The following is a 25,316-nucleotide window of genomic DNA, read 5'->3' as shown; positions in this document are numbered from 1 at the left end:
AGCGCACCCCAAGACATGAAAAAGGCGGGCCGCAAGGTCCGCCTTTTTGCTATTGAGTAGGGCGCTGGTCGCTTACGCCTTGCGGATAAAATACACCTGAACGTCGCCTTCATCCTGCGTCAGGGCCAGCGTATGGCCCGCCTCAAAGCAGTAATGCGGCACGTCAATAATCGCGGCGGGATCGGTCGCGCGCATCCGCAGCACTTGGCCACTGGCCAATGCAGACAGGCGTTTGCGCGCCTTAAGAACGGGCAGGGGGCACAGCAGCCCGGTGGCGTCGAGTTCAGCATCATAATCCATGCCCTATCGCTAGGGCGGATGTGTCATTTTGTAAACGCCCTCGTGACACCGCGCGGCGTGACGCGGGGGCCGCGATGGCCTAAGCCTATCCCAACACGCGCAAAGAGGTCCCATGTTCGAAAATATCGCCTTAATGGACGCGAGCCTTGTGCCCGCCATGGCCATCGCCCTTGTCGCCGGCTTGTTGTCGTTCCTATCGCCCTGCGTGCTGCCGATCGTGCCGCCGTATCTGGCCTATATGGGCGGCGTGTCAGTGACCGAGTTGGACGAGACCGCCGCCGCGCGCAGGCGGGTGATGGTGGCCGCCTTCATGTTTGTGCTGGGACTATCGACGGTCTTTTTGCTGCTGGGCATGGCGTTTTCAACGCTGGGGCGGGCTTTGCTGCAATGGCAGGGCTGGTTCGTGCCCATCGCTGGTGTCGTCGTCATGATCTTTGGCGCGCATTTTATCGGCGTGTTCCGGATTGGGTTCCTAGACCGCGAAGCGCGAGTCGCAACCGGCGATAACGGTGGCAGCGCGTTCGGCGCCTATGTGCTTGGCCTTGCTTTCGCCTTTGGCTGGACGCCTTGCCTTGGCCCGATCCTTGGGACGATTCTGGGCCTTGCTGCGTCAGAGGGCGACGTTGGGCGCGGCACGCTTTTGCTGGCGATGTATGCGCTGGGGCTGGGTCTGCCGTTCCTAGCAGTCGCTGCGTTTTTCCCGCGCCTGAAGGGGCCGATGGCCTGGATGAAGCGGCATATGGCGCGGATTGAACGCACCTCTGGCCTGCTGCTGTGGACGGTCGGGCTGATGATGGTCACGGGCCAATTCAGCGCCTTCAGTTTTTGGCTGCTGGAACGGTTTCCAGCGCTGGGTGCAATCGGATAACGGCTTAATTTCGCCCGCATTCCCCGCTAGGGTGCGCGCATGACCGAGCATGACGATCAGCAAACCGTACGCCGCCGGCGGGTGTTCTACATCCCCGGCTATGACCCGATTCATCCCCGCCGCTACCGCGAGCTATACCGCACCGAAGGCACCGCGCAGGCGGCGATCAGCGGCTATGACCTGACGCTGACCCCAAAGCCGCGCGGCAAGACCTATGGCTGGCACGTTGCTGCCGGAATGAACGGGGCGCAGGTGACGGCAGAGGTTGATGTGCTGGTCTGGTCAGACATCGTGCGCAGCAGCATGTCCCATTCGATCCCCGCGACCTACGGCCAACTGCTGCGCACGGCCTTCACCTATATCGCCAGCGGCACGCTGCGGCGGCTGATGTGGCTGCGCAAAGGGCCCGTGATTGCGGCGCTGTATCCCGTGGGCATGTTGCTGGTGCAGCTTTTAGTAGCGATCTTGCTGGGCGGCTTGGCCGCGAAACTGCTGGGCCTGATCCCCGTGTCCGGCCTGCTGGGTACTCTTGTGAAGCTGGTGTCCTACGCCCTTTGGGCGGGGGTCGCCATCTCGGTCTTGCGCTGGTTCAAGCGCAAGGACGGCAAGTTTTTCGCCTATTACCTGATGCACGACTACGCATATTCCGCCCGCTGGAACGGGGCGAACCCGCCAGCACTTGAAGAGCGCATGGCCGCGTTCGCGGACCAGATTGCAGCGGCCTTGGCGACCGACGTGGACGAGGTGTTGGTCGTCGGTCACTCATCCGGCGCGCACCTCGGCGTGTCGATCCTCGCCGATCTGCACCGCGCGGGCCGGGTGCCTGCGGATGGTCCGGCGTTGTCGTTCTTGTCGCTGGGGCAGGTGGTGCCGATGGTGTCATTCCTGCGCGGTGCCACGCGCCTGCGCCGCGATTTGCACGATCTATCCCGCGTCGACATGCCATGGGTCGACGTCACAGCGCCCGGCGACGGCTGCGCCTTTGCCCTGTGCGATCCGGTCGAGGTGTCTGGCGTCGCACCAAAGGACAAGCGCTGGCCGCTGGTCATCTCTGCCGCCTTTACGAAAACCTTGTCGCCCGCACGCTGGAAAGAATTGCGCTGGAAGTTCTTCCGTCTGCATTTTCAGTACCTCTGCGCCTTTGACCGGCCCGGCGACTACGACTATTTCCGCATCACCGCAGGGCCGCTGACCTTGGGAGAGCGCTATAAGGGCCGCGCGCCCTCGGCCTCTCGCATCGATGTGCCAGCGTCGAAATACACGGATATGGCTCTGTGATTCCGGCCAAGCCGCCGGCGCGGCCGGACAAGGTATCGCTGTTTCGCTACTTAAAACTGTTCCGCGCAGATATTCTGTCGGCGCAACCCGCCAAGCTGTATCGCGCGTGGATGGCAGAGTTTCGCACGCCGTTTTTCCGCAGCTATATGGTGAATGACCCAGAGCTGATCCGGCTGGTGCTAAATGAACGCCCCGATGATTTCCCCAAATCGGACCGCATCGGCGCAGGGCTGCGCCCCTTGCTGGGGGACTCGGTGTTCCTAACCAACGGCGATTTGTGGAAGCAGCAGCGCCGCATTATTGACCCCGCCTTTGCGGGCGGGCGGCTGCGCGATACCTTTCCGGCGATCAAGGCGGCGGGGGCGGCGGCGGTCACCCGCATGGCCCCGCTGGCCGACGGCACCCCGCGCGATATAGAGCCAGAGACGAGCCACGCCGCCGCCGATGTGATCTTTCGCACGCTGTTTTCCGTCCCGATCGAAGACCAGATTGCGACCCGTGTTTTCGACGCCTTCAAGACCTACCAGCGCACCCAGCCGATCCTGAACCTTGCCGCCTTTATCCCCGGTCCGCGCTGGATGCCGCGGTTTTTCCGCCGTGACACGCGGGCGACGGCGCGGCTGATCCGCAGTTTGATCACCGACATGACCGCTGCGCGGCTGGCGCAGATTGCGGATGGCACCGCGCCAGATGATCTGGCGACCAAGATCATGACGACGGCTGATCCTGATACGGGCGACACATTTGATGTGCCGCAGATGGTCGATCAGGTCGCGATCTTCTTTCTGGCCGGACACGAAACCAGCGCCGCTGCGCTGGCGTGGACACTGTATTTGCTGGCGATGCATCCTGAATGGCAGGACAAGCTCGCAGAAGAGGCGCAGGTCTGGGACGGCCAGTTCGCCGGACTATCGACGCTAAAAGCTACCCGCGACGTGTTCCGCGAAAGCCTGCGGCTGTATCCACCTGTGCCGATGATGGTACGCGAAACCACCATACCAGAGGTGTTTCGCAAGCGCGACGTCACACCCGGCGCGCAGGTTGTCTTGTCGCCGTGGCACCTGCACCGGCACGAACGGATCTGGGACAAGCCTGACGATTTCGACCCAACCCGCTGGCAGACCGAGAATGGCAAAACAGGGCAGCGCACGGCCTATATGCCGTTTTCAGCCGGACCGCGGGTCTGCACCGGCGCAGGCTTTGCGATGATTGAAGGCGTTGTTTTATTGGCGCAAATGTTGGCGGCTTATCGGTTTGAACTGGTCCCAGATCGCCCGCCCGTGCCCGTCGCCCATCTGACCGTGCGCACGGCAAATGGCATGTGGCTGCGGATTAGCCCGCGTTAATCGCGCCGTTGCGCGTCGCGCAGCACATGCACCCGGATGGCAGAGGCAAGGCCGATATCGCCGCGATCCGCGTCGATCTGCGCGGCCAGCGCATTGATCGTCAGCCCATCGCGGTCCGCCATGGCGCGGAACGCCTGCCAGAACGCATCCTCGAGCGAGACAGAGGTCCGGTGCCCGCTTAAGGTCAAGGAGTGCTTGACCGGGCGGGCGGACACCGGGGGCTTCATTCTTCGAACTTCGCCTGATCAAGCGCGGTCCGCGCCTTGTCAGCGCGGGCAGCGTCAAGCATGCGTTCAGCCTTGCTGCGGCCATGTTTGACCGCGTTTGCGTCGGCTTCTGCCTTCTCAGTGGCCCTGTCGCGGGCCTTGCGCACCTTGTTCAGGTTGATCGGTGTGTTGGCGTTCATTTTGAACCGTTCACTTCGGGCCGATCATGTCTTCGGGGCGCACAACGCGGTCAAAGGTTTCGGCGTCAACAAAGCCCAAGGCAATCGCCTCTTCCTTCAAGGTGGTGCCGTTTTTATGCGCGGTTTTCGCGACCGTGGTGGCGTTGTCGTAGCCGATGGTCGGCGCCAGCGCGGTCACCAGCATCAGCGATTCGCGCATCAGCTTTTCGATCCGGGTGCGGTCGGCCTTGATGCCCACGACGCAGTTGTCGGTAAACGCCATCGACGCGTCGCCCAGCAATTGCAGCGATTGCAGCACGTTATAGGCCATCATTGGCTTCATCACGTTCAGCTCGAAATGGCCTTGGCTGCCTGCAAAACCGACCGCGGCGTCGTTGCCCATGACATGGGCGCAGACCTGCGTGATTGCCTCGACCTGTGTCGGGTTCACTTTGCCCGGCATGATGGACGAACCCGGCTCGTTCTCTGGCAAGATCAGCTCGCCCAGACCGCAGCGCGGGCCAGAGCCGAGGAAACGGATGTCGCAGGCGATTTTATACAGGGACGAGGCGACGACTTTCAAAGCGCCCGAAATCTCGACCAAGCCGTCATGAGCGGCCAGCGCCTCGAACTTGTTCGGCGCGGTGACGAAGGGCAGGCCGGTGATGTCAGCGATTTCGGCCGCGACAGTTTCGCCCCAACCAACGGGGGTGTTCAGACCGGTGCCGACGGCGGTGCCGCCTTGGGCCAGCTCATAAATCGCAGGCAGCGCGGCCTTGATGCGGCGGATGCCCATGGCGACTTGGTGCGTGTAGCCGGAAAATTCCTGGCCCAGTGTCAGCGGCGTCGCGTCCATCGTGTGGGTGCGGCCGATCTTAATGATATCGCTGAACTCTTCGACCTTGGCTTGCAGTGCGGCGTGCAGATGTTCCAGCGCGGGCAGCGTCACGTCATGGGCGGTGCGCGCCACGGCGATGTGCATTGCGGTTGGGAAGGTGTCGTTGGACGACTGACCCATGTTGCAGTGATCGTTCGGGTGCACCGGATCCTTGGACCCAATCGTGCCGCCCAGCATTTCAATCGCGCGGTTCGAAATCACCTCGTTCGCGTTCATGTTCGACTGCGTGCCAGAACCCGTCTGCCAGACCACCAGCGGAAAATGATCGTCCAGCTTGCCGGCGACAACCTCTTTTGCGGCGGCGACGATGGCATCACCGACCTTCGCGTCCAGCTTGCCGCGCGCCATATTGGCGGTCGCGCAAGCCTGCTTGATCACGCCAAGGCCGCGCACGATGGCGACGGGCTGCTTTTCCCAACCGATGGGAAAGTTCAGCAGGCTGCGCTGGGTCTGCGCGCCCCAATAGCGGTCTGCTGGCACGTCAATAGGGCCGAAGCTGTCAGATTCGGAGCGTTGATCGGTCATAGGTCTGTCCCGGCTGTTATTTTAGGAATTGCCCGCTTATTTGCGGAATTTATCAAGGCTGACGACTTCGGCGTCCTTGCGGGGCGCGTCTTCTTCAGGCTCGACCATCTCGTCCATGGGCGCCTCAGCGCCGTCGTCATCATCGCCGTCTTCGGGCTGGGTTTCGAACCGCAGACCGAATTCAACCGATGGATCGACGAAGGTTTTGATCGCGTCATAGGGGATATACAGCGGCTCTGGCGCGTTGCCAAAGTTCAGCGTGATCGAAAACCCTTCGTCGGTGACTTCAAGGTTGTCGAACCAGTGCTGGATCACGATTGTCATCTCTCCGGGATAGCGGTCAGACAGCCAATCGGCGATTTCGACATCCGGGTGCTGGGTGTCGAAGGTGATGAAAAAATGGTGCGCGCCGGGCAGTTGTCCGGTCTTCTGGATGTCCGTCAACACGTTTTGGATCAGACTCCGCATGGCGCGGTGCATCAGGTTTCCATAGTCGATAGTGCGCGACATGCCGTGTCTTCCTTTGTCCGTTCGGCGGTACAATACCCAAATCTTGGCGGGATGAAAGGGCAGACGGTCAGCTGATGGCCTTTGCCAGCTCTCTTAGGATCTTGGCGCGGATCGCACGCGGGTAATCGCGGTGCCGCCGTGCGGTCACGACAAAGCCGTCGCGGGTAATGACTTGGCGCGCATAGAAATTTGTGATGGCAAGGCCCATGGATTCGATGGCGATGGCATTGATTGTGATCCCGTCGCGCTGCGCCTGCTGGCGCGCTGACGCCACATCTGCGCCGATATTGGGCGTGCCATCGCCGGAAATATCAATGACGCGGCGGCTGCAATCGGGCACGGGGCCGAAGTTGGCCAGCGAAAACAAAATCGCCTCGGCCGGGGCGGTGCCGGACAGGGTATAGGCGCGGGGCATCAGGCGGGCGGATTGCGACAAGGCGGCCACATCGCGGGCGGTGGCGATACGGGACCACGGCAGGGTGACGCTTTGCCGGTCGATGCCAGACCACTGCACCACGCTGATCGCGCTATTGCCCGCGACCAGCGCGTCGATGATCGCAGGATCGGTCAGCGCATCGGCCAGACCGTCAACTTGCAGGCGATATTCAGCAGAATCGACAGAGTTCGACACGTCAATCGCGAGCAACAACGCGACATCGCAAGCCTTGGCGGGCAGGGACGGCAGCAGGGCCAGACACAGCGCCAAACTGCCGCGCAAACCCGTCACCTTGCCCATCACACGGCGGCGGCTTCGATCATCACGAAGCCGCCGGTTTCACCTGTCAGCGGGCCATGGTCGGCGCTGGTCGGTTTGACCATCGCGTCCATCAATACGGAAACGGGCGTCCAATAGGGGATGTACCATTCCTGATCGACTTCAAGGATCAGAACCGCGTCCTTTTCCGCGTCATATGCCCCGATCAGCGCGATGTGCGGGCCGTCCCAATCACCTGTCACGACCCCTTGGTTGAAATACACCAGCAGCGCGTTGTCGGCGCTGGCTTCATTCGCGGCCAGCATGGCGCGGACTTGTTCGGTCGTCTCTGGCGTGACCTCGGCGGGATGCAATGCGGTGACGGTGCGGTCCATGCCGGTCTTGGTCAGCGCCAGCTTGGTGTAGTCTACCAGTTGCTGAAACATGACGCCGTCACCGCCTTCGGCTGATAAGGCGGACCATGTGGCATCGTCTGTCAGCTCTAGCAGCGTTTGCTGCGTCATCACCATGTCTTCGGCATTTGGGGCAAGGCCGGTCAGCCCGTTCAGCGCAGCAGTCACGGTGGCGATAGAACAGGCAGAGGTGGTGAACTGCGGCTTCACGAATGGTGCGAACGCCCAATAATCGGGGGCATCCGCACTGCGCAAATAGGCGTTATCCGATGTGATCGGCACCGCGTTTGGCCCCAGCTTTGGCGCGGCATCCTGCGCGGCAAGCGGCGCAGCGAGCAGGATAAAAGGAAGAACCAGACGCATTGATGACCCTTTCACAACTGGCGATTCTACCAGCAGGCTAGACCTGCGGCATCGCACGCGGAAGCCAGATAATTGCGGGTAGAAATGAAGTAGAGGGGGGGGGTAGGTGCAGGTTTCTGTTGCCAGGTACCTGCGGACCCCGCCTACGGTCGCAAAACCGCAGGGCTTAAGGTTTCGATATTCCGCACAGCTTACGCTGCGAGGGCCATCGGTGCTTTGTTGTCATTTGCAACTAGCTTTTTTGTACCGATAACGGTGGTAACTCACCGAGCCAAAGCATAACCCCTTTAGACGTTCGTCGATCCTATTTCGTCCCCATCGCTGGCAAATGACCAGAGTGTTGGTGGAGACGCCGGGTACCGCCCCCGGGTCCGATCCGCTTATTACGAGCGCGTTTATGTCCATAGTCCCGAAGGACACCTTACAGATAGGGGCCTATGCGGGCGGTGGCAAGGGGCGCGGGTGACCTTTTGCCTACACGGCCTTCTGCAGCACCAAAAACGTCATCATCCCCAGCGGCGGCAGCGCGTGCTGCGTCAGCACGGATAGGCGCGTATCCGACAGCACCGTCTGCATCCGGAAATCCGAATGCCAGCCCAGCAGGTTTTCAAGCGGGGCAAAGACCCGTTCCACCCCGGCCAGAAATCCTTTGTCGCGCTGGAAATGGTTTGCGATCACAACCTGCCCGCCGGGTTTGCACACGCGGGCGATCTCGGCCATCACGCGCTCTGGCTCTGGCACGACGGACAGCACATGCATGGCCGCAATCGTGTCAAAGCTGTTGTCAGGGAAATCCAGCGTGCGCGCATCCATCTGGCGCAGCTCTTTGACGTGGGACAGCCCTGCACCCGCGATGCGCGCCCGGGCCTTGGCCAGCATATCGGTGCTGTAATCAATCCCCGTGACGCTGACGCGGTCGTCATACAGCGGCAGCGCTAGGCCCGTGCCGACCCCGACTTCTAGCACGTCGCCGCCGCGTTCGCAGATATAGCCAACGGTGCGCTTGCGGCCAATCGTGGTCAGCGCGCCAAAGGTACGGTCATAGACTGGGGCCCAGCGGGCATAGCTTTTTTCGACAGCAGAGATATCCATAATCATCCCATAAGCGCAGTTGAAAATCAGCCGGGGCGGCGCAAACTGCCCCAGACGACGCCGACGATATAAGCCGCGCACAGGGCGACCAAGGTAATCCAAGGATAGGTCAGCACGGCGGCAATCAGCACGACGGCCCCCAGCAAAACATAGCGGATATTGCCCGGCGCGATGCGCAGCGATTTAAACGATGACGTGCGAATGCCGCTGATCATCAAAAGCCCGATCGCCGCCATATAGACGCAAAGCAACGGGTCCGGCAGCAAGGCCGCGTCGGCAAAAGCGAAGGACGTGAACATCGGCAGCAACACCAGCATCGCGCCCGCAGGCGACGGCACCCCGATGAAATCGTCAGAGGTTTTTACCGCGTCCCCCGATTTCGCATCCACATTGAACCGCGCCAGCCGGAGCACACAGCAGACCGCAAAGATCAGCACGGCGATCCAGCCGATCTTGCGATAGTCCTGCAGCGCCCAGAAATAGAGCATCAGCGGCGCGGCAACGCCGAAGTTGACGAAATCGGCCAAGCTGTCCAGCTCTGCCCCGACCTTGGAATGACTGCCCAGCATTCGCGCAAGACGCCCGTCCACCCCGTCCAGCAAGGCGGCAAACAGCAGCAGCAAGGCGGCGGTCTTAAAGTCATGCTCGACCGCAGCCCGGATCGCCGACAGCCCGGCACCAATCGCCGTCAGCGTTAGCGCATTCGGCAGCAGTTGCAGCAGGGCGACGTCGCGGCGCGGGGCGCGGGCCATAACCTCAGGCCTTCAGATCGGCGATGACAGTTTCACCGGCGACCATCGTTTGGCCGATGGCGACCATCGGCTCCACGCCCTCCGGCAGATAGACATCAAGCCGAGAGCCGAAGCGGATCAGACCAAACCGTTCGCCCGGCGCCAGAACTTCGTTCGGCTTGGTGAAACAGACGATGCGCCGTGCCACAAGGCCAGCAATCTGCACAACGGCGATGTCGCGCCCGTCGGCCATCGTGATGCGGACAGAGTTCCGCTCGTTATCGACGCTGGCCTTATCAAGGGATGCGTTAAAGAACTTGCCGGGCCGGTACGCGATGGCCTGCACCGTGCCGCCCACAGGCGCGCGGTTCACGTGGCAGTTGAACACGTTCATAAACACGCTGACGCGGGTCAGGGGCGTGTCGGCCATGCCCAGCTCTGCTGGTGGAACAGCGGGTTCAATCAGGGAAATGACGCCGTCAGCGGGGCTGATCACAAGGTCAGTGCGGTCCGGCGTCACACGCTCTGGGTCACGAAAGAAGTAATAGCACCAGACGGTCATCAACACGCCCAACCAGCCCAGCGGTTCCCAAATCACGAATAGGATCAAGGCGATCACCGCAAAGATCGCGACAAACTTGCGCCCCTCTGGATGCATCGGTTTGATGAAAGTGCTGGCCATGTCCATCGCGTCGCTCCTGCCCCTTAACGGTCGCATCCGTCATAGGGGCAGGGCGCGCGAACGCAAGGCGATTGACGCCCTGCGTCTATTTTTCGGGCAAAATCCCGCGCGGGCTAAAGCGCAAAATCAGTAGCAAAACAGTGCCCATCACCAAGAACCGCATCTGCGGCGCGGAATCGATCAGGCTTGCCTTCAGCGCGCTCTCGGCATGCAGGGCAGAGGTCGCCCAGATCATCAGATCGGGGCCATATTCACCCACAGCCACCCAAAGCCACCAGATCAACATGCCCCCCAGCACAGAGCCGATGTTGTTGCCGGACCCGCCGACAATCACCATCACCCAGACCAGAAAGGTAAAGCGCAGCGGCTGATAGGCGGCAGGCGTCATCTGCCCGTCCAGCGTCGTCATCATCGCGCCCGCAAGCCCGCAAATGGCCGAGCCGATGATGAAAATCTGCAAATGCCGGCGGGTCACGTCCTTGCCCATCGCCTCAGCCGCGACTTCATTATCGCGGATCGCGCGCATCATGCGGCCCCAAGGGCTGTGCAGCGCGCGCTGCGCCAGCAGCAGCAGCACAATCAGGAACACGGAAAACAGGCCCGCATACAGCAGTTTGACCGCGAGCGTCGACGCTGTGGTTGCATCAATGCCCAGATCGTTTGCCGCCGTGACGAAGGCGGGATCGACCTGCAAATCCGTCTCGTACGGGACAGGACGGGGCAGGCCGGTGACGTTCAACACGCCGCGCGACATCCAGTTTTCGTTCTTCAGGACAGCGACAATAATCTCGGCGATACCAAGGGTCGCGATGGCCAGATAGTCAGACCGCAGCCCTAGCGCCACCTTGCCAATCGCCCAAGCCGCACCCGCGGCAAGCAAGCCGCCGACGGGCCAAGCGATGATCGGCATCCACCACCAATCGCGGCCTGCGTCGCCGCCAAAGTTCAGACCGCCCAAATAGCCTGACAGCGACGGGTTCACGCTTTCAATGGCTGACACGCCGCCGTCGAACACGGTGCGAAAGGCGAAAAAGCTCGCGATGCTCAGCACGATCATCACCAGATTGCGCGTCCGGCCCTTGGCCATACGTTTGTAGACCGTGACCAGCACGGCAATCGCCGCCGCCCCAATCGCAAGCCCCAGCAACACACGCCCGCCGCCAGCGGCCCACGCCTCGGTCACCGGAGGCATCGTGATCAAAACAGAGGCAAGGCCACCAAGCGCGACAAAGCCCATGACGCCCACGTTAAACAGACCCGCGAGGCCCCACTGCAGGTTCACCCCCAGCGCCATGATCGCGGAAATCAAGCCGTAGTTCAGGATGACCAGCGCAAGGTTCCAGTTATCCAAAAACCCGGTGCCCAGGATCAGCAGGGCGACGAAAACCGCAAAAAGGCTGGTACGCAGTGTATCGGTCATATGTTTTGCCCCTTGAACAGGCCGGTCGGTTTGAACAGCAACACGATTAGCAAGATCATGAAACTGACCGCGAATTTGTAGTCACCAGACAACAACTGCACCAGGCCATCCGGCCCCATCCCGTCCGGCAGCCAGTAGGTCAGCACCTTTTTCAGCGGATAGGTCACGGTGACTTCGGCAAAGGCGATCAGGAAACCGCCCGCAATCGCGCCCACCGGGTTGCCGATGCCGCCCACAATGGCCGCTGCGAAAATCGGCAAAAGCAGCTGGAAATAGGTGAAGGCTTTGAACGATTTATCAAGGCCGTACAAAACGCCCGCAATCGTCGCCAGCGCCGCCACAATCAACCATGTGACGCGCACGACACGGTCGGGGTCAATGCCGGACAGCAATGCCAGATCCTCGTTATCGGAAAAGGCACGCATGGATTTGCCAGTGCGGGTCTTGTTCAGGAACCAGAACAACGCCGCCACGGTAATGGCCGCCGTCACCAGCGTGATCGCCTGCGTGGTTTTGATGGCAAGACCTTCGTCCAGCCCGGTCCAGTCCTTGAACTGGCGGACCGTCATCAGGAAACGCGCACCATCAGCAAACTGAATATCGCGCACGCCGATAAAGACGCGGGTCAGCCCGTTCATCACGAACATCACACCCAGCGACACGATCACAAGGATCACCGGCTTGGCCTTTTGCTGGCGGTAGAACTTATAGATGAGCCAGTCGGTGCCCAGCACCAAAAGCCCGGTCGCCAAAATCCCCACCGGCATCGCCAGAAGCGCCGTCGGCAACGGCCCCAGCGTGATCCCCATCGCCACCAACACCGCCGTCACCTTGATCGTGACCGCCGTGCCAAAGGCCATGGTGTCGCCATGGGCAAAGTTGGAAAACCGCAAGATCGCATAGACCAGCGTGACGCCAAGCGCGCCAATGGCAAGCTGCGCGCCATAAGCAAGGGCAGGGACGATGACGAAGTTGGTCAGGAACACCAGTCCGTTTAGAAATTCCATGGCTGGTCCTTGGTCAAATGGTCAAACATTGTCATCCCCCCAGAAAGCTGCGGCGAACTTCTGGGTTCGCAAGCAGCTCTTTCCCCGTCCCGGTATGGGCATTCGCGCCCTGTACCAGAACATAGGCTTTATCCGCAATTTCAAGCGCTTGCCGGGCGTTCTGTTCCACCATCAGGATCGGGATACCGGTGCGCGCAACCTCGATGATGCGGTCAAACAGCTCGTCCATGACGATGGGGCTGACGCCAGCGGTCGGCTCGTCCAGCATCAGCACTTTCGGCTTGGTCATCAGCGCGCGGCCAACGGCGACCTGCTGGCGCTGACCGCCAGATAGCTCGCCTGCGGGCTGAAGGCGCTTTTCCTTCAGGATCGGAAACAGGTCATAGATCTGCGCCATCGTATCCCGAAAATCGTCCCGGCGAATAAAGGCACCCATCTCTAGGTTCTCTTCCACCGTCATCGACGTAAAGATGTTATGCGTCTGCGGGACAAAGCCCATACCCTTGACCACCCGCTGCTGCGGGGACAGGGCCGTGATATCTTCGCCGTCCAGCATCACGCGGCCGGACCTGACATCCAGCATCCCGAACATCGCCTTCATCGCTGTGGACTTGCCAGCGCCGTTGGGGCCGACAATGACCGCAATCTCGCCCGGCTCGACCGCGATGGTGCAGCTGTGCAGGATGTCCGGCCCCTTGCCGTAACCACCCGTCATCGCATCGCCAATCAGAAACGGCGTGCCGGGGGCCGGGCTGCTTTGTCCAGACGTCACAGGTTGCGCCACGCCGCCACCCGATTTGGTGATCGAGCGATCATTATTTCCGCGATCATCCCGATAAGGATTATCCGTCATGCCATATCCCCCATCCGGGTCTTCTTCTGGTCACAAATACCTTCGGGGGTGAATGCGCGCACGCGCAGAGGGGGCAGACAGCCCCCTGACACCGCCAGCAACAAACGCAGGTTTATCATACGGTTGCCACCTGATCTTTATTCTTCAGACCGGTGCCCAAATAGGCCTCGATCACCTGCTCGTTGGCCTTAATCTCGGCCAATGTGCCTTGCGCCAGAACCTTGCCTTCGGCCATACAGATCACTGGATCACACAGGCGTTCGATGAAATCCATGTCGTGTTCGATCACGACAAAAGTATAGCCGCGCTCTTTGTTCAGGCGAATGATCGCATCGCCAATGGTGTTCAGCAGTGTGCGGTTCACGCCAGCGCCAACCTCGTCTAGAAACACGATCTTGGCGTCGACCATCATGGTGCGGCCCAGTTCCAGCAGCTTTTTCTGCCCGCCAGAGATTTGACCCGCCTTATGGTCGGCCAGATGCGATACGGTCAGGAAATCAAGCACTTCGTCGGCCTTCGCCTTCAGCGCGCGTTCCTCGTCTGCGATCCGCTTGCGGCCAAACCAGGTGTTCCACAAGGTTTCGCCCGATTGCCCGCCCGGGACCATCATCAGGTTCTCGCGGCAAGACATCGACGGAAATTCATGGGCGATCTGAAAGGTCCGCAGCAAACCGCGGTGGAACAGATCATGCGGCGCAAGACCGGTGATATCGTGGCCTTGCATCGTGACACGGCCAGACGTTGGTTGAAGAACGCCCGCGATCACGTTGAAAAGCGTGGTTTTTCCTGCGCCATTCGGACCGATCAGACCGGTGATAGAGCCCTCGGCGATGCTCAGGCTCGCCCCATCCACGGCGCGAAAACCACCAAAGGTTTTCACCAGATTTTCAACAACAATCATGCAGGTCCCCGGCGGCGCGGCATGGCCGCAGATATAACAAATGAAAACGGCGCGAGATTGCTCTCGCGCCGCAATAGTCCGCGTTTAGCGGTACTTAACGGTCTCGATTGCGCCGTCTTTGACTTCAATCTCGCGGAAGTTACCAGCGGATTCGCCAGAGCCGATCAGCTCGACTGCGGTCGCACCGACATAGTCGATATCTTCGCCCGCTTTCAACAATTCGATCGCCTTGGCCAGCTCGCCCGGGAAAATCTCGGTGCCGGGTGCGTTGGCGACGTCCATGACCTTGTCCTTGAAGTCAGCGGACTGGTTGGACCCAGCAGCTTCCATCGCCAGCATGATCAATGCAGCGGCGTCATAGGACTCAGGCGCGTAAGCGCCGGTGCCGTCAAAGCCAGCCTCGGTTGCCATCGCCAGGAACGTTTCCGCGCCAGAGCTGTCAGTGCCGGGCAGCTGACCGAAAGAGCCGTTCAGCGCGTCGCCGATATCGTCAACCAACTGCTGGCCAACCATGCCGTCGGGCAGAACGAAAGTTTCAAACGCGCCGGTGTCGACAGCGTTCTGGATCACGCCTTTGCCGCCTTGGTCGGTGTAACCGGCCACGACCAGCGCTTCACCGCCAGCAGCCGCAAGTGCTGCGACTTCGGACGAGTAATCGCCTTTGCCATCTTCATGCGCTGCGGAAATTGTCACTTCGCCGCCAGCAGCCTCAAAGGACGCTTGGAACGCATCGGCCAGACCCTTGCCGTAGTCGTTGTTGGTATAGGTCACAGCGACGGATTTGACGCCGCGCTCAACCAGCACGTCGGTCATGACTTCGCCCTGACGCGCGTCGGACGGTGCCACGCGGAAGAACAGGCCGTCGTCTTCAGCAGCGGACAAAGCAGGCGATGTCGCGGAGGGCGAGATCATCACGATGCCATTGGGGCGTGCGACGTTCTGCAGAACCGCGCCGGTCACGCCGGAACAGTCAGCGCCCATGATCGCGTTGACCTTGTCGCCTGTGACCAGACCTTCGGCAGCGGCAGTTGCGGCACCAGCGTCAACGCAGGTGGAATCGGCGCGCACGACAGTGACAGTCGCGTTGTCCAGCAGGGTGCCAGCAGCGTTGACTTCAGCAATCGCCAGCTCTGCGCCAGCAGCCATTGCGGGGGTGATGGATTCCAGCGGGCCGGTAAAGCCCAGCTCGATCCCGATTTTGACGTCGCCGGTGTGGGATTCGGCAAAGGCCGCGCCCGACAACAGTGCAGTGGCCGCAGTGGCCAACAACAATTTGTTCATCTTAACTCTCCCAGTTGGTTTTTTTGTTCTGACGCGCAGATTAGCAGGCGTAAACAGATTGTGAAGCGGCCTTCGTGCGGGATTTGCGCAATTCACGCGGCGTTCGCCCTGCAAAAGGTTAAACCGGCGTGCGACCGCCGTGACTACCCCGTTCGCGGTAGGGCGTTGTGTCGTAATGGGCGCGGTAACACTTCGAGAAATGCGAGGGCGAGGCGAATCCGCAGGCCAGCGCCACGTTGATCACCGTCATATCCGTTTGCATCAACAGGTTACGCGCCTTGGACAGGCGCAGCTCCATATAATAACGCTTAGGGCTACGGGACAGATAACGGCGGAACAGCCGTTCCAGTTGCCGAGTCGACATGCCGACCTCTTGCGCCAAGGTGGCGGGGCTGATCGGGTCCTCGATATTGTTTTCCATCAGCTGGATCACGCGGGACAGTTTTGGGTGCCGCACGCCAATCCGGGTGGGAATCGACAACCGCTGCGTGTCTTGGTCGGTGCGGATCGACGAATAGATCAAGATATCGGCGACAGCATTGGCCAGATCCTCGCCGTGATCATCGGCGACAATCTTTAACATAAGGTCAATCGAGGCCGTGCCGCCCGCCGTTGTAATCCGGTTTCCGTCGATGACAAAGATCGACTTGGTCAGGTCAACGTCTTCGAATTCTTCAAGGAAGCTGTCCTGATTTTCCCAATGGATCGTCGCGCGTTTCCCGTTCAGCAAACCGGCGCGGGCCATGGTGTATCCGGCCGTGCACAGGCCCGCGACGGTAATCCCGCGGCGCGCTTCTCTTCGCAGCCAATTCAACATCTTACGCGTCGTAGCTTCGGCAATATCAACGCCGCCGCACAGCATGACCGTGTCTTCGCGGTCCAGCTCGATCAGGTCGCTGTCCAGTTGAAAGGTGCAGCCGTTCGAACAGGTCGCAGACACGCCGCCTTCGCCAACGATGGTCCAATCATACAGCTTACGACCCGCCGTGCGGTTGGCAATGCGCAGGCTTTCGATGGCCGCGGAAAAGCACAGCATGGTGAACTGATCCAGCAGCACGAATACAAAGCGCCGCGGCGTGCCGCTGTGTCGAATATCAAGGATCTGGGGCGCGGCCTGCATGGTGTCTCCGGTAAGGTTAAGAAAACCCAAAAGGTTTCCCAGCGTCCCGGCAAGGGCCAATCGTCATCTGATCTGTTTTTCGCGACATATTATGACGCATTTGACCCCTAAAGGTTTCCAGATTTGCCATTGGCCCCGTGGCCTGTTGCGACTATAAGCGCCCCTCGCAATGCGAAGAGCAGGAGACGCACGATGACGGACTGGAAAAAATCGGACTGGCGCAACAAGCCGCGGGTTCAGATGCCTGATTATACCGACGCAGCCGCACTTGGCCTGGTCGAGGGGAAGCTGTCCAGTTATCCGCCGCTGGTTTTTGCGGGCGAAGCGCGCCGCCTGAAGGCGCATCTGGGCAAGGTCAGCCGGGGCGAAGCGTTCCTGCTGCAGGGCGGCGATTGCGCCGAAAGCTTCTCTGAGTTCAGCGCTGACGGCATCCGCGACACCTTTAAGGTGATGCTGCAGATGGCGATGGTTCTGACTTACGGTGCCAAGGTGCCTGTGGTGAAACTGGGCCGGATGGCAGGTCAAATGGCCAAGCCGCGTTCCGCCCCGACCGAAGTCGTGGACGGCGTAGAGCTGCCCAGCTACCGCGGCGACATCATTAACGGGTTCGATTTCACCCCCGAATCCCGCATCCCCGATCCGGCGCGGATGGAACAGGCGTATCTGCAGGCAGCGGCCTCGCTGAACCTGCTGCGCGCATTCTCGACCGGTGGCTATGCGGACGTGCACAAGGTTCACGCTTGGACGCTGGGCTTTACCGATAAGCCAGAGGCTGAAAAGTACCGCGATCTGGCCAACCGGATCAGCGATACCCTCGACTTCATGGAAGCCGCGGGCCTGAGCACCGAGACCAATCACGAGCTGCAAACGGTCGAGTTCTACACCTCGCACGAAGCGCTGCTGCTGGAGTATGAAGAGGCGCTGACGCGTATCGACAGCACCTCTGGCAAGTGGCTGGCTGGCTCTGGTCACATGATCTGGATCGGCGATCGCACCCGTCAGCCCGACGGCGCGCATGTCGAATTCTGCAAAGGCGTGATGAACCCCATCGGTCTAAAGTGCGGTCCAAGCATGACGTCTGGCCACCTGAAGGCGCTGATGAACACGCTGAACCCGGAAAACGAGGCGGGCCGCCTGACCTTGATCGCGCGCTTCGGTGCCGGCCAAGTCGGCGATCACCTGCCGCGCCTGATCAAGGCCGTGGAAGAAGAGGGCGCAAAGGTCGTCTGGTCCTGCGATCCGATGCACGGCAACACGATCAAATCGTCGACCGGTTACAAGACCCGGCCGTTCGAATCCGTGCTGCGCGAAGTCCGCGAATTCTTTGACATCCACAACGCCGAAGGCACCGTGCCCGGCGGCGTGCATTTCGAGATGACCGGCAAAGACGTGACCGAATGCACCGGCGGCGTGCGCGCTGTGACAGACGAAGACCTGTCCAGCCGTTATCACACCGCTTGCGATCCGCGCCTGAACGCCAGCCAATCGCTGGAACTGGCGTTTCTGGTCGCAGAAGAGCTAGGTCAGCGCCGCGAGAAACTGGCGCAAGCCAAGGCGAGCTGATCTTGCTGGCATAGAACTGAAAAAGGCACCCTGCGGGGTGCCTTTTTTGTTTGCCCTGCGGAAATGTGAAAAGGGGTTTTGGAAATATCTAAAGTAAGAAAGCGGGCTTTGGTAAGTACGGCGCATACTTACGTCAAAGTCAGTCCAATTTCAAAAGACGTCCCGCTTAGGCCGTAACCTGTTTGCAAACAGAGCATTGCTGATACGAATCGACCCCCGAATCCACGACGACAGGACTGCAAAGCCCCTTCTTTCCGCATTTTGTGCAGGTATGTTCGTAAACTTGGCTAAGCCCGCTGAGCCCGGCAATACGGCTCGAACCTGACCACTCGTGCTTACACGATGAAAACAGTCCCATGGTGCCCTCAAATATAATTTGGCGTTAAAGCCATCAATGAATTGAATTTTTCGATGCGACGTAAAGAAAATAATGAAAACGTAGGCTTTAATGCGTGTCGTGACTGACGATCAATTCAGCAACAGCCACGTGCTGAATTGCAAATATCGACCACAACCACAAGGTGTATTTCGGCGAATTAGCGGCTGCAGGCGTTTTATAATCTGCACTTGCAGCGCTTGGTTTTGTCCGACCGCAAACAGGCGCTAAGGCCCGAAACCGGTCGTTTATCATCGCAGGCTGGCCTTACCCGTTGTCGACCACCAGCCGCAAACTAGGCTTGTCCGTTGGAATAGGACGGGCGCGGATGCCGCGGCGTTCGACGAAAGGCAGGTTCAGCGTGTCGTGACGCAGCACAGCATCGCCAGCGATATCAAAGCGATAGGGGCGATTGCTGAGCGGGCCAGCCGCGACCAGCGCACCCATCATGCGCGTGACCTGACCCTGCGCGTCCATCATCGGCAGCAGCAGCAGCTCTGCCTGCATCGGTTTGCGGCCCAAACCGCGTGATGCGGTCATCGGCAGGCCAACGATTGCGGGGCCGTCAAAGGCGGTGTCGACGATATCCATCACGGTATCGCGTGCGGCAGCGCTAAAGAATGATCCGAACGACATGCCGCGCGGGTCCATCCGCAGCAGATCATGCAGCCGCTGGCCAGCGACCCGGATGCGCACCGCGCCGGGTGCCGTGCGGTGCAATAGGAACGCATGAGGCAGCGCATTGTGCAGGGCGTGCGGGTCAAGCTGCGCATGCGACGGGACGATCTCTCCACTACAAATCTGACGCCAATCGTCTTCCAGCAACTTCAGCACAGCGCGCTCTGCCTCTGGCAGGCGATGGCCGGGGGCCGCGGCCTGCGTGTGGACGCGGGACGATGTGTTGCGGCGGGGCAAGTCGATGACGTTGAACATAGAACTCTCTTTCATATTGTGACCCGGTCCGTGCGGCTGATGCGGCGGGTGGACGATGTCGTTAAGAGAATATTAAACTTTGAACTAAGCAAAATCACTTAAGAAAGTCTTAACGGGTTAATCTGCTCAAGGCGCCGCCCGCCTCTTGCCCCCACGGCTGGAATTCTCTTAGGTGGGACGGTGTAATCAGGGATAGTGCAATGACCCATTCGATGACGGCTTATGCCAGCCGCACCGGCCAGTCCGATACCGCCAGCTGGCACTGGGATCTGCGCAGTGTGAACGGGCGCGGTCTGGATATCCGCACGCGCCTGCCGGACGGCATGGACAAGCTGGACCAGACCCTGCGCACAGCGCTGGGAAAGGCGCTGCACCGGGGCACCGTGACCGTGACCCTAAAGGTGACGCGCATCGATGGCGCGGCTGCGCTGAACATCGACGAGGCGCAGCTTGACCGCGTCCTGCAAGCCCTTGATCTGGTACAAGAACGCGCCTTTGCTGCGGGTGTGACGTTGGGCCAGCCGACGGCGGCTGACGTGCTATCGGCGCGGGGTGTTTTGGGGCAGGCGGCATCGGCCAATAGCGATCCGGACCTGCACGCGGCGCTGACCACAGACATTGGTCCGTTGCTGGCGGATTTCACCGCAATGCGCGCCCATGAAGGGGCCGCGCTGCAGCATATTATCGCCGACCAATTGGACCGCACCCGCGCGCTGATCGACCAAGCACATGCGCTGGCCGAGGCGCGTAAGCCCAAGGTCCGGACCGCCCTGCGCGATGCCTACGCCAAGATCATGGAAGTCACCGCCGCCGACGATGCGCGGCTGGTGCAGGAACTGGCGCTGCTGGCCACCAAGCAGGACGTGACCGAAGAGCTTGACCGCCTGAAAGCGCATGTCGCCGCCGCTTGGGACATCATCGAAGACGACGGCCCCGCTGGCCGCCGCCTTGATTTTCTGGCGCAAGAGTTCAACCGAGAGGTCAATACGCTCTGCGCCAAGTCGCAAGACGTGGAGCTGACGCAGGTTGGCCTTGCGCTGAAACTGGTCGTCGACCAGATGCGCGAACAGATTCAAAACGTGGAGTAACCCCTTGGCAAGACGCGGCCTTTTAGTGATCCTGTCGTCGCCGTCCGGCGCTGGCAAATCGACCTTGGCGAAACGCCTGATGGCCTGGGATGACACGCTGTCCTTTTCCGTCTCGGCCACGACCCGCGCACCGCGGGCAGGCGAAGTGGATGGCACCGACTATCATTTCGTAGACGAGCCGGCCTTTCGCAAACTCGTCGATGATCGCGGCATGCTGGAACATGCGCGGGTGTTCGGCAACTACTACGGCAGCCCCAAAGCGCCCGTGCAAAAGGCGATCGAGGCGGGGCGCGATGTGCTGTTCGATGTGGACTGGCAAGGCGCGCAGCAGATCAGCAACTCCGACCTGCAAGACGCTGTTTTATCGATATTTATCCTGCCGCCGTCGATCACCGAACTGCACCGCCGCCTTGTCGGGCGCGGGCAGGATGACGCAGAAACCATCACCAAGCGGATGCAGAAAAGCTGGGACGAGATCAGCCATTGGGACGGTTACGACTATGTCCTTGTGAACGACGATCTGGACGCGACCGAAGACAAACTGCGCACCATCATCAGCGCCGAACGTCTGCGCCGCGCGCAGCAACCCGACCTGCTGGACCACGTCCGGACCCTGCAAAGCGAATTTGAGGAGCGCGGCGAATGACCATCTATGCCCTAGGCGAACTGACACCGTCGCTGGCCGATGACGCTTGGGTTGCCCCCAATGCGCAAGTCATGGGCCGCGTCCGGCTAGAGCCGGGCAGTAGCGTTTGGTTCGGCGCCGTGCTGCGCGGCGACAACGAACTGATACAGGTCGGTGCTGGCAGCAACATTCAGGAAAACTGCGTGCTGCACACCGACATGGGCTTTCCGCTGACCATTGGCGCGGGCTGCACCATTGGCCACAAGGCCATGCTGCACGGCTGCACCATTGGCGCGAACAGCCTGATCGGCATGGGCGCGACGGTGCTGAACGGCGCCGTGATTGGCGAAAACTGCCTGATTGGCGCAGGCGCGCTGATCACCGAAGGCAAAGTCATCCCCGACGGCAGCCTTGTGATGGGCGCGCCGGGCAAGGTGGTGCGCGACCTAGACCAGCGGGCGATTGACGGCCTGCGTGCGTCTGCCATTCATTACAGCGAAAATGCGGCGCGTTTTGCCCGCGATTTGAAAGAAATCTGATGAAAGCCCCTTTGAAGTCTATCGTTCGCCGCACCGGCTGGCCGACGTCCGTGTCACGTCCTGTTGTGACACCGCTGCAGCCATCCGTCGTGTACAGCAGCCCCGATCCCGACGCGCTGGATGCGCAGTATGCGGATGCATCTGGCTACACCTATGCGCGTGAAGGACATCCTAACGCCGAAGTGCTGGCCGAAAAGATCGACATGCTTGAAGGCGTCGATCCGGCGTCCGGCGGCGGGATCATCACCGGCTCTGGCATGTCGGCGATTGGCGCGGTGTTTCTGGGCCTGCTGAAGGCGGGCGATCACGTGCTGGGCGGCGATCAGCTGTATGGCCGCAGTCTGCGTCTGATGGCGCAAGACCTGCCGCGCTTGGGGATTGAGACATCCTTGGCCGATCCCACGGATGCCAGCGCGATGGAGGCGGCGATCCGCCCCAACACCCGCATGATCCTTGTCGAAGTGGTGTCCAACCCCACCATCCGCGTCGCGGATATGGAAGGCATCATCGCCATGGCAAAGGCGCGCGGCATTCTGGTCGTCGTCGACAACACCTTTACCACGCCTGCCGCATACCTGCCGCTGGCCGCTGGCGCGGATATTACCGTGCATTCGGTGACAAAGCTACTGGCCGGCCATTCGGACGCCACGCTGGGTTATGTCGCGACGCAAGACCCAGACCTGCGCCGCCAGATCAATGACGCCAATGTCACATGGGGCCTGACGCCCAGCCCGTTTGATTGTTGGCTGGCGGAGCGCGGCCTGCATTCGTTCCATCTGCGCCACCGCGCGGCGCAGGATAACGCGCGCAGGCTGGCCGATGCGTTGGCGGATATGCCGGGCGTGGCAAAGGTGCTGTATCCGACCCGCTCCGATCACCCGGACCACAACCGCGCGGTGGCGCTGCTGGGCGGGCAGGGCGGCAATATGGTGTCCTTTGCCCTGCATGGCGGGCGCGAGGCGGCGAACCTGTTGACCCGCGCGGCCCCTGATATCGCCTTTGCCCCAACGCTGGGCGACATTGGCACCACGCTGTCGCACCCGCCGTCGTCGTCGCACCGCGGCCTGACGCCAGAAGGCCGCGCCGCGCTGGGGATCACCGAAGGGTTTTTCCGCGTGTCCGTCGGCGTAGAGGACGCGGATCTGCTGATCAGCGAACTTGGCGCCGCCGTCGCCGCCGCCAGCAAAGGCGCGTAAGGCCCGACCATGCCCATGAGTGCCGCCACCATCCCCGTGTCCGCCCTGCCGTTTCCGGTGATGCTGATCGACGAAAACCAGATCGTCGCAGGGCTTAGCCCGGCGCTGGCGGCAGTGCTGGGCGAACATATCAAGGGGCGGCATTTCATCAGCGCGCTGCGTCAACCTGTAACGCTCGAGGCGATTGAAACCGCGATGCGCACGGGCCAAGCGGTGCAGACGCGCTGGCTGGGCCGGGACGGGGCGCGGGATACGACTTGGGCGGTGCATGTGATTCCCGACGCAGGGCGTATCGTTCTGACGTTCGAGGATCGCACCGCTGCAGAAGAGGTCAGCCAGTTCCGCCGCGATTTCGTGGCCAACGTCAGCCACGAATTGCGCACGCCTTTGACCGCCTTGCAGGGCTTTATCGAAACCCTGCGCGGCGCCGCCCGCAATGACGCCGCCGCCCGCGAGCGGTTCCTTGGCATCATGGAACGGGAAAGCGCGCGGATGACCCAGTTGGTCGATGACCTGCTGTCGCTGTCCCGCGTAGAAGAAGGCGAGCGTCAGCGTCCTATTCAGGCCATCGCCATTGGCGCACTGGTGGCCGCGACACTGGCGGATCTGGAACCGGTGATTGCAGCGGCGCAGGTGAAGGTAACCTTGACCGATGACACCGCTGGGGCCAGCGTGTTGGGCGATACGAACCAGCTGCGGCAGGTCTTTGGCAACCTGATCGAAAACGCTGTGAAATATGGCGGCACGGGCGGCACCCTGACGGTCACGCTGGATGCGCCGGCCCAGCATAACGCGCTACACGCCAAAGGCATTGCTGTGCACGTGCAGGACCGGGGCCCGGGAATCGCCCAGCACCACATTCCGCGCCTGACAGAGCGATTCTACCGCGTCGATACGCACCGCAGCCGGGCGCTTGGCGGCACCGGTCTTGGCCTTGCGATTGTGAAACACATCATTAATCGCCACCGGGGCCGGTTGCTGATTAAAAGCGCTTTGGGGCAGGGCACGACGTTCACTGTCATACTGCCACAGTCATAACCCGCTGATTCCTTAACGATTTGTGAATTTCATCCCCCTGCGCTTGCGGGGCTGACTAGATATGCGCATGCCGAAATGCCCATACACTATATAGCTGACGAAACGTCAGCTTTCCGGCTGTCATATAACTTTTACAATAGTGTCACAAAAGCGTAGTCGCCGGGTCCTAGGTGATCGGCAGCGGCTGCGCAAAAAGGTGCAGCCCATGAAGTTTGACAGGAGCAACAAATGTCTTTCATGAAAATCGCGACCTCTGCCTTTGCGATCACTGCCGTCACTGCCACTGCTGGCGTCGCCCAGTCCCGCGATAACGTACAGATTGCCGGTTCCTCCACCGTGCTGCCCTATGCCACCATCGTTGCCGAGGCATTTGGCGAAAACTTTGATTTCCCGACACCCGTTGTCGAAGGCGGCGGCTCTGGCGCTGGCCGCAAGGCGCTGTGCGAAGGCGTGGGCGAAAACACCATCGACATCGCCAACAGCTCCTCTCGGATCAAGCAGTCGGACATCGACACCTGCACCGCAAACGGCGTGACCGAAGTCATGGAAGTCCGTTTCGGCTATGACGGTATCGTCTTTGCCTCCGACATCAACGGCCCGGCCTTCGCTTTCACGCCGTCCGATTGGTATAACGCTCTGGCCGCTCAGGTCATGGTTGATGGCGCACTGGTTGCGAACCCGAACGCTGCATGGTCCGACGTGAACGCCGAGCTGCCCGCGCAGGACATCCTGGCCTTCATCCCCGGCACCAAGCACGGCACCCGTGAAGTGTTCGACGAAAAGGTCATCGCGGCTGGCTGTGAAGCCACTGGCGCTGCCGCAGCGTTTGAGGCTGCTGGCGACGAAGACGGCTGCAACATGCTGCGCACCGACGGCGTGTCCGTGGACATCGACGGCGACTACACCGAAACACTGGCCCGTCTGGCGGCCAACCCCGAAGCTGTCGGCGTGTTCGGTCTGTCCTTCTACGAGAACAACACCGACAAGTTGCAGGTCGCAACGATGGACGGTGTTGTCCCAACGACTGAATCTGTAGCATCGGGCGACTACCCTGTGTCCCGTCCGCTGTACTTTTACGTCAAGAACGCACACCTGGGCGTGATCCCCGGCCTGAAAGAATACGTCGAATTCTTTGTGTCCGATGACATGGCTGGCCCCGATGGCCCGCTGGCGGCCTACGGTCTGGTGTCCGATCCAGAGCTGGCCATGGTTCAGGAAATGGTCGCAGCTGAGACCCCAATGGGTCCGCTGGAATAATCTAACGAAACCTGCGGGCGCTGCCACATCTGGC

Annotated in this window: 27 protein-coding genes and 1 other RNA gene; 10 read left to right on the top strand and 18 right to left on the bottom strand. The window is 60.9% G+C overall.

The annotated features are described in order from the left end of the window. Positions 1-72: 72 nt before the first annotated feature. Positions 73-300: a sulfurtransferase TusA family protein gene (locus BM131_RS16525; protein WP_090191232.1), complete on the bottom strand. Its 228-nt coding sequence runs from the start codon at positions 298-300 to the stop codon at positions 73-75. Positions 301-412: 112 nt separating this feature from the next. On the opposite strand from BM131_RS16525, the gene BM131_RS16520 reads away from it, so the two are divergent. Genes BM131_RS16520 through BM131_RS16510 form a run of 3 tightly spaced genes read left to right on the top strand, consistent with a single transcriptional unit; the run spans position 413 to position 3,792 of the window. Beyond that, entirely contained in the window at positions 413-1,168 is a 756-nt protein-coding gene (locus tag BM131_RS16520) for a cytochrome c biogenesis CcdA family protein (protein ID WP_090191230.1), read from the top strand. Positions 1,169-1,207: 39 nt separating this feature from the next. After that, positions 1,208-2,446: a hypothetical protein gene (locus BM131_RS16515; RefSeq protein ID WP_090191229.1), complete on the top strand. Its 1,239-nt coding sequence runs from the start codon at positions 1,208-1,210 to the stop codon at positions 2,444-2,446. After that, on the top strand, positions 2,443-3,792 hold the full coding sequence (locus tag BM131_RS16510; RefSeq protein WP_090191228.1) for a cytochrome P450: 1,350 nt from the start codon (positions 2,443-2,445) through the stop codon (positions 3,790-3,792). The genes BM131_RS16515 and BM131_RS16510 overlap by 4 nt, the downstream gene beginning before the upstream one ends. Here BM131_RS16510 and BM131_RS16505 read toward each other — a convergent pair. From BM131_RS16505 to BM131_RS16430, 16 genes are all read right to left on the bottom strand, one after another. Further along, a complete protein-coding gene (locus BM131_RS16505; RefSeq protein WP_245754278.1) occupies positions 3,789-4,007 on the bottom strand; it encodes a ribbon-helix-helix domain-containing protein in 219 nt (72 codons plus the stop codon). The genes BM131_RS16510 and BM131_RS16505 overlap by 4 nt on opposite strands. Positions 4,008-4,015: 8 nt before the next feature. Then, a complete protein-coding gene (locus tag BM131_RS16500; RefSeq protein WP_090191225.1) occupies positions 4,016-4,198 on the bottom strand; it encodes a DUF4169 family protein in 183 nt (60 codons plus the stop codon). Positions 4,199-4,208: 10 nt separating this feature from the next. After that, a complete protein-coding gene (fumC, locus tag BM131_RS16495) occupies positions 4,209-5,600 on the bottom strand; it encodes a class II fumarate hydratase (RefSeq protein ID WP_090191223.1) in 1,392 nt (463 codons plus the stop codon). Between the two features lie 36 nt (positions 5,601-5,636). Then, complete coding sequence (locus BM131_RS16490) at positions 5,637-6,110, bottom strand: SspB family protein (protein ID WP_090191222.1); 474 nt, start codon at positions 6,108-6,110, stop codon at positions 5,637-5,639. Between the two features lie 67 nt (positions 6,111-6,177). Next, positions 6,178-6,837 carry a DUF1194 domain-containing protein gene (locus tag BM131_RS16485; protein WP_342713985.1) on the bottom strand — a complete coding sequence of 220 codons (660 nt, stop codon included), beginning with the start codon at positions 6,835-6,837 and terminating at the stop codon, positions 6,178-6,180. 8 nt (positions 6,838-6,845) lie between these two features. Then, positions 6,846-7,580 carry a phytochelatin synthase family protein gene (locus tag BM131_RS16480; protein ID WP_090191219.1) on the bottom strand — a complete coding sequence of 245 codons (735 nt, stop codon included), beginning with the start codon at positions 7,578-7,580 and terminating at the stop codon, positions 6,846-6,848. Between the two features lie 105 nt (positions 7,581-7,685). Next, positions 7,686-8,037, bottom strand: a transfer-messenger RNA (tmRNA) gene (gene ssrA / locus BM131_RS16475). A 17-nt stretch (positions 8,038-8,054) separates the two neighbouring features. Continuing rightward, positions 8,055-8,672, bottom strand: coding sequence for a class I SAM-dependent methyltransferase (locus BM131_RS16470; protein WP_090191249.1), 618 nt, complete (start codon positions 8,670-8,672; stop codon positions 8,055-8,057). 26 nt (positions 8,673-8,698) lie between these two features. Further along, the gene (gene pssA, locus BM131_RS16465) at positions 8,699-9,424 is read right to left on the bottom strand and encodes a CDP-diacylglycerol--serine O-phosphatidyltransferase (protein WP_090191217.1); all 726 of its coding nucleotides are present in this window, start codon (positions 9,422-9,424) and stop codon (positions 8,699-8,701) included. 4 nt (positions 9,425-9,428) lie between these two features. After that, positions 9,429-10,091 (bottom strand): phosphatidylserine decarboxylase, encoded by a 663-nt coding sequence (locus tag BM131_RS16460; protein WP_090191215.1) that lies wholly within the window; start codon positions 10,089-10,091, stop codon positions 9,429-9,431. 79 nt (positions 10,092-10,170) lie between these two features. Beyond that, positions 10,171-11,505 carry a branched-chain amino acid ABC transporter permease gene (locus BM131_RS16455; protein ID WP_175499400.1) on the bottom strand — a complete coding sequence of 445 codons (1,335 nt, stop codon included), beginning with the start codon at positions 11,503-11,505 and terminating at the stop codon, positions 10,171-10,173. Further along, positions 11,502-12,512, bottom strand: a complete 1,011-nt coding sequence (locus tag BM131_RS16450) for a branched-chain amino acid ABC transporter permease (RefSeq protein WP_090191214.1) — start codon at positions 12,510-12,512, stop codon at positions 11,502-11,504. Before BM131_RS16450 ends, BM131_RS16455 begins: the two co-directional genes overlap by 4 nt. 31 nt (positions 12,513-12,543) lie before the next feature. Beyond that, positions 12,544-13,365 carry an ABC transporter ATP-binding protein gene (locus BM131_RS16445; protein WP_175499398.1) on the bottom strand — a complete coding sequence of 274 codons (822 nt, stop codon included), beginning with the start codon at positions 13,363-13,365 and terminating at the stop codon, positions 12,544-12,546. Between the two features lie 115 nt (positions 13,366-13,480). After that, on the bottom strand, positions 13,481-14,266 hold the full coding sequence (locus BM131_RS16440; RefSeq protein ID WP_090191212.1) for an ABC transporter ATP-binding protein: 786 nt from the start codon (positions 14,264-14,266) through the stop codon (positions 13,481-13,483). Between the two features lie 84 nt (positions 14,267-14,350). Next, positions 14,351-15,547: an ABC transporter substrate-binding protein gene (locus BM131_RS16435; RefSeq protein ID WP_090191211.1), complete on the bottom strand. Its 1,197-nt coding sequence runs from the start codon at positions 15,545-15,547 to the stop codon at positions 14,351-14,353. A gap of 118 nt (positions 15,548-15,665) precedes the next feature. After that, the gene (locus BM131_RS16430) at positions 15,666-16,667 is read right to left on the bottom strand and encodes a GlxA family transcriptional regulator (RefSeq protein WP_090191244.1); all 1,002 of its coding nucleotides are present in this window, start codon (positions 16,665-16,667) and stop codon (positions 15,666-15,668) included. 192 nt (positions 16,668-16,859) lie between these two features. Between BM131_RS16430 and BM131_RS16425 the strand changes: the two genes are divergently transcribed. After that, entirely contained in the window at positions 16,860-18,230 is a 1,371-nt protein-coding gene (locus BM131_RS16425) for a class II 3-deoxy-7-phosphoheptulonate synthase (protein ID WP_090191210.1), read from the top strand. Positions 18,231-18,873: 643 nt separating this feature from the next. Here the strand turns inward: BM131_RS16425 and BM131_RS16420 are convergent. Beyond that, complete coding sequence (locus BM131_RS16420) at positions 18,874-19,554, bottom strand: PAS domain-containing protein (protein WP_090191209.1); 681 nt, start codon at positions 19,552-19,554, stop codon at positions 18,874-18,876. A gap of 185 nt (positions 19,555-19,739) precedes the next feature. Here BM131_RS16420 and BM131_RS16415 point away from each other — a divergent pair, with 185 nt between their 5' ends. The 6 genes from BM131_RS16415 to BM131_RS16390 all read left to right on the top strand — a co-directional run bounded on the left by BM131_RS16415 (position 19,740) and on the right by BM131_RS16390 (position 25,282). Beyond that, a complete protein-coding gene (locus BM131_RS16415; protein ID WP_090191207.1) occupies positions 19,740-20,627 on the top strand; it encodes a YicC/YloC family endoribonuclease in 888 nt (295 codons plus the stop codon). Positions 20,628-20,631: 4 nt separating this feature from the next. After that, the gene (gmk, locus tag BM131_RS16410; protein ID WP_090191205.1) at positions 20,632-21,273 is read left to right on the top strand and encodes a guanylate kinase; all 642 of its coding nucleotides are present in this window, start codon (positions 20,632-20,634) and stop codon (positions 21,271-21,273) included. Next, complete coding sequence (locus tag BM131_RS16405) at positions 21,270-21,791, top strand: gamma carbonic anhydrase family protein (protein WP_090191204.1); 522 nt, start codon at positions 21,270-21,272, stop codon at positions 21,789-21,791. The genes gmk and BM131_RS16405 overlap by 4 nt, the downstream gene beginning before the upstream one ends. Further along, positions 21,791-22,987, top strand: a complete 1,197-nt coding sequence (locus tag BM131_RS16400; RefSeq protein WP_090191203.1) for a trans-sulfuration enzyme family protein — start codon at positions 21,791-21,793, stop codon at positions 22,985-22,987. The genes BM131_RS16405 and BM131_RS16400 overlap by 1 nt, the downstream gene beginning before the upstream one ends. 9 nt (positions 22,988-22,996) lie before the next feature. Next, a complete protein-coding gene (locus tag BM131_RS16395) occupies positions 22,997-24,025 on the top strand; it encodes an ATP-binding protein (RefSeq protein ID WP_090191201.1) in 1,029 nt (342 codons plus the stop codon). Positions 24,026-24,253: 228 nt separating this feature from the next. After that, positions 24,254-25,282: a substrate-binding domain-containing protein gene (locus tag BM131_RS16390; RefSeq protein WP_090191200.1), complete on the top strand. Its 1,029-nt coding sequence runs from the start codon at positions 24,254-24,256 to the stop codon at positions 25,280-25,282. Positions 25,283-25,316: the final 34 nt, after the last annotated feature.

The sequence above is a fragment of the Loktanella salsilacus genome, assembly GCF_900114485.1.
In the GTDB taxonomy this organism is placed as follows: domain Bacteria; phylum Pseudomonadota; class Alphaproteobacteria; order Rhodobacterales; family Rhodobacteraceae; genus Loktanella; species Loktanella salsilacus.
This window is presented reverse-complemented; position numbering and strand designations above follow the sequence as displayed.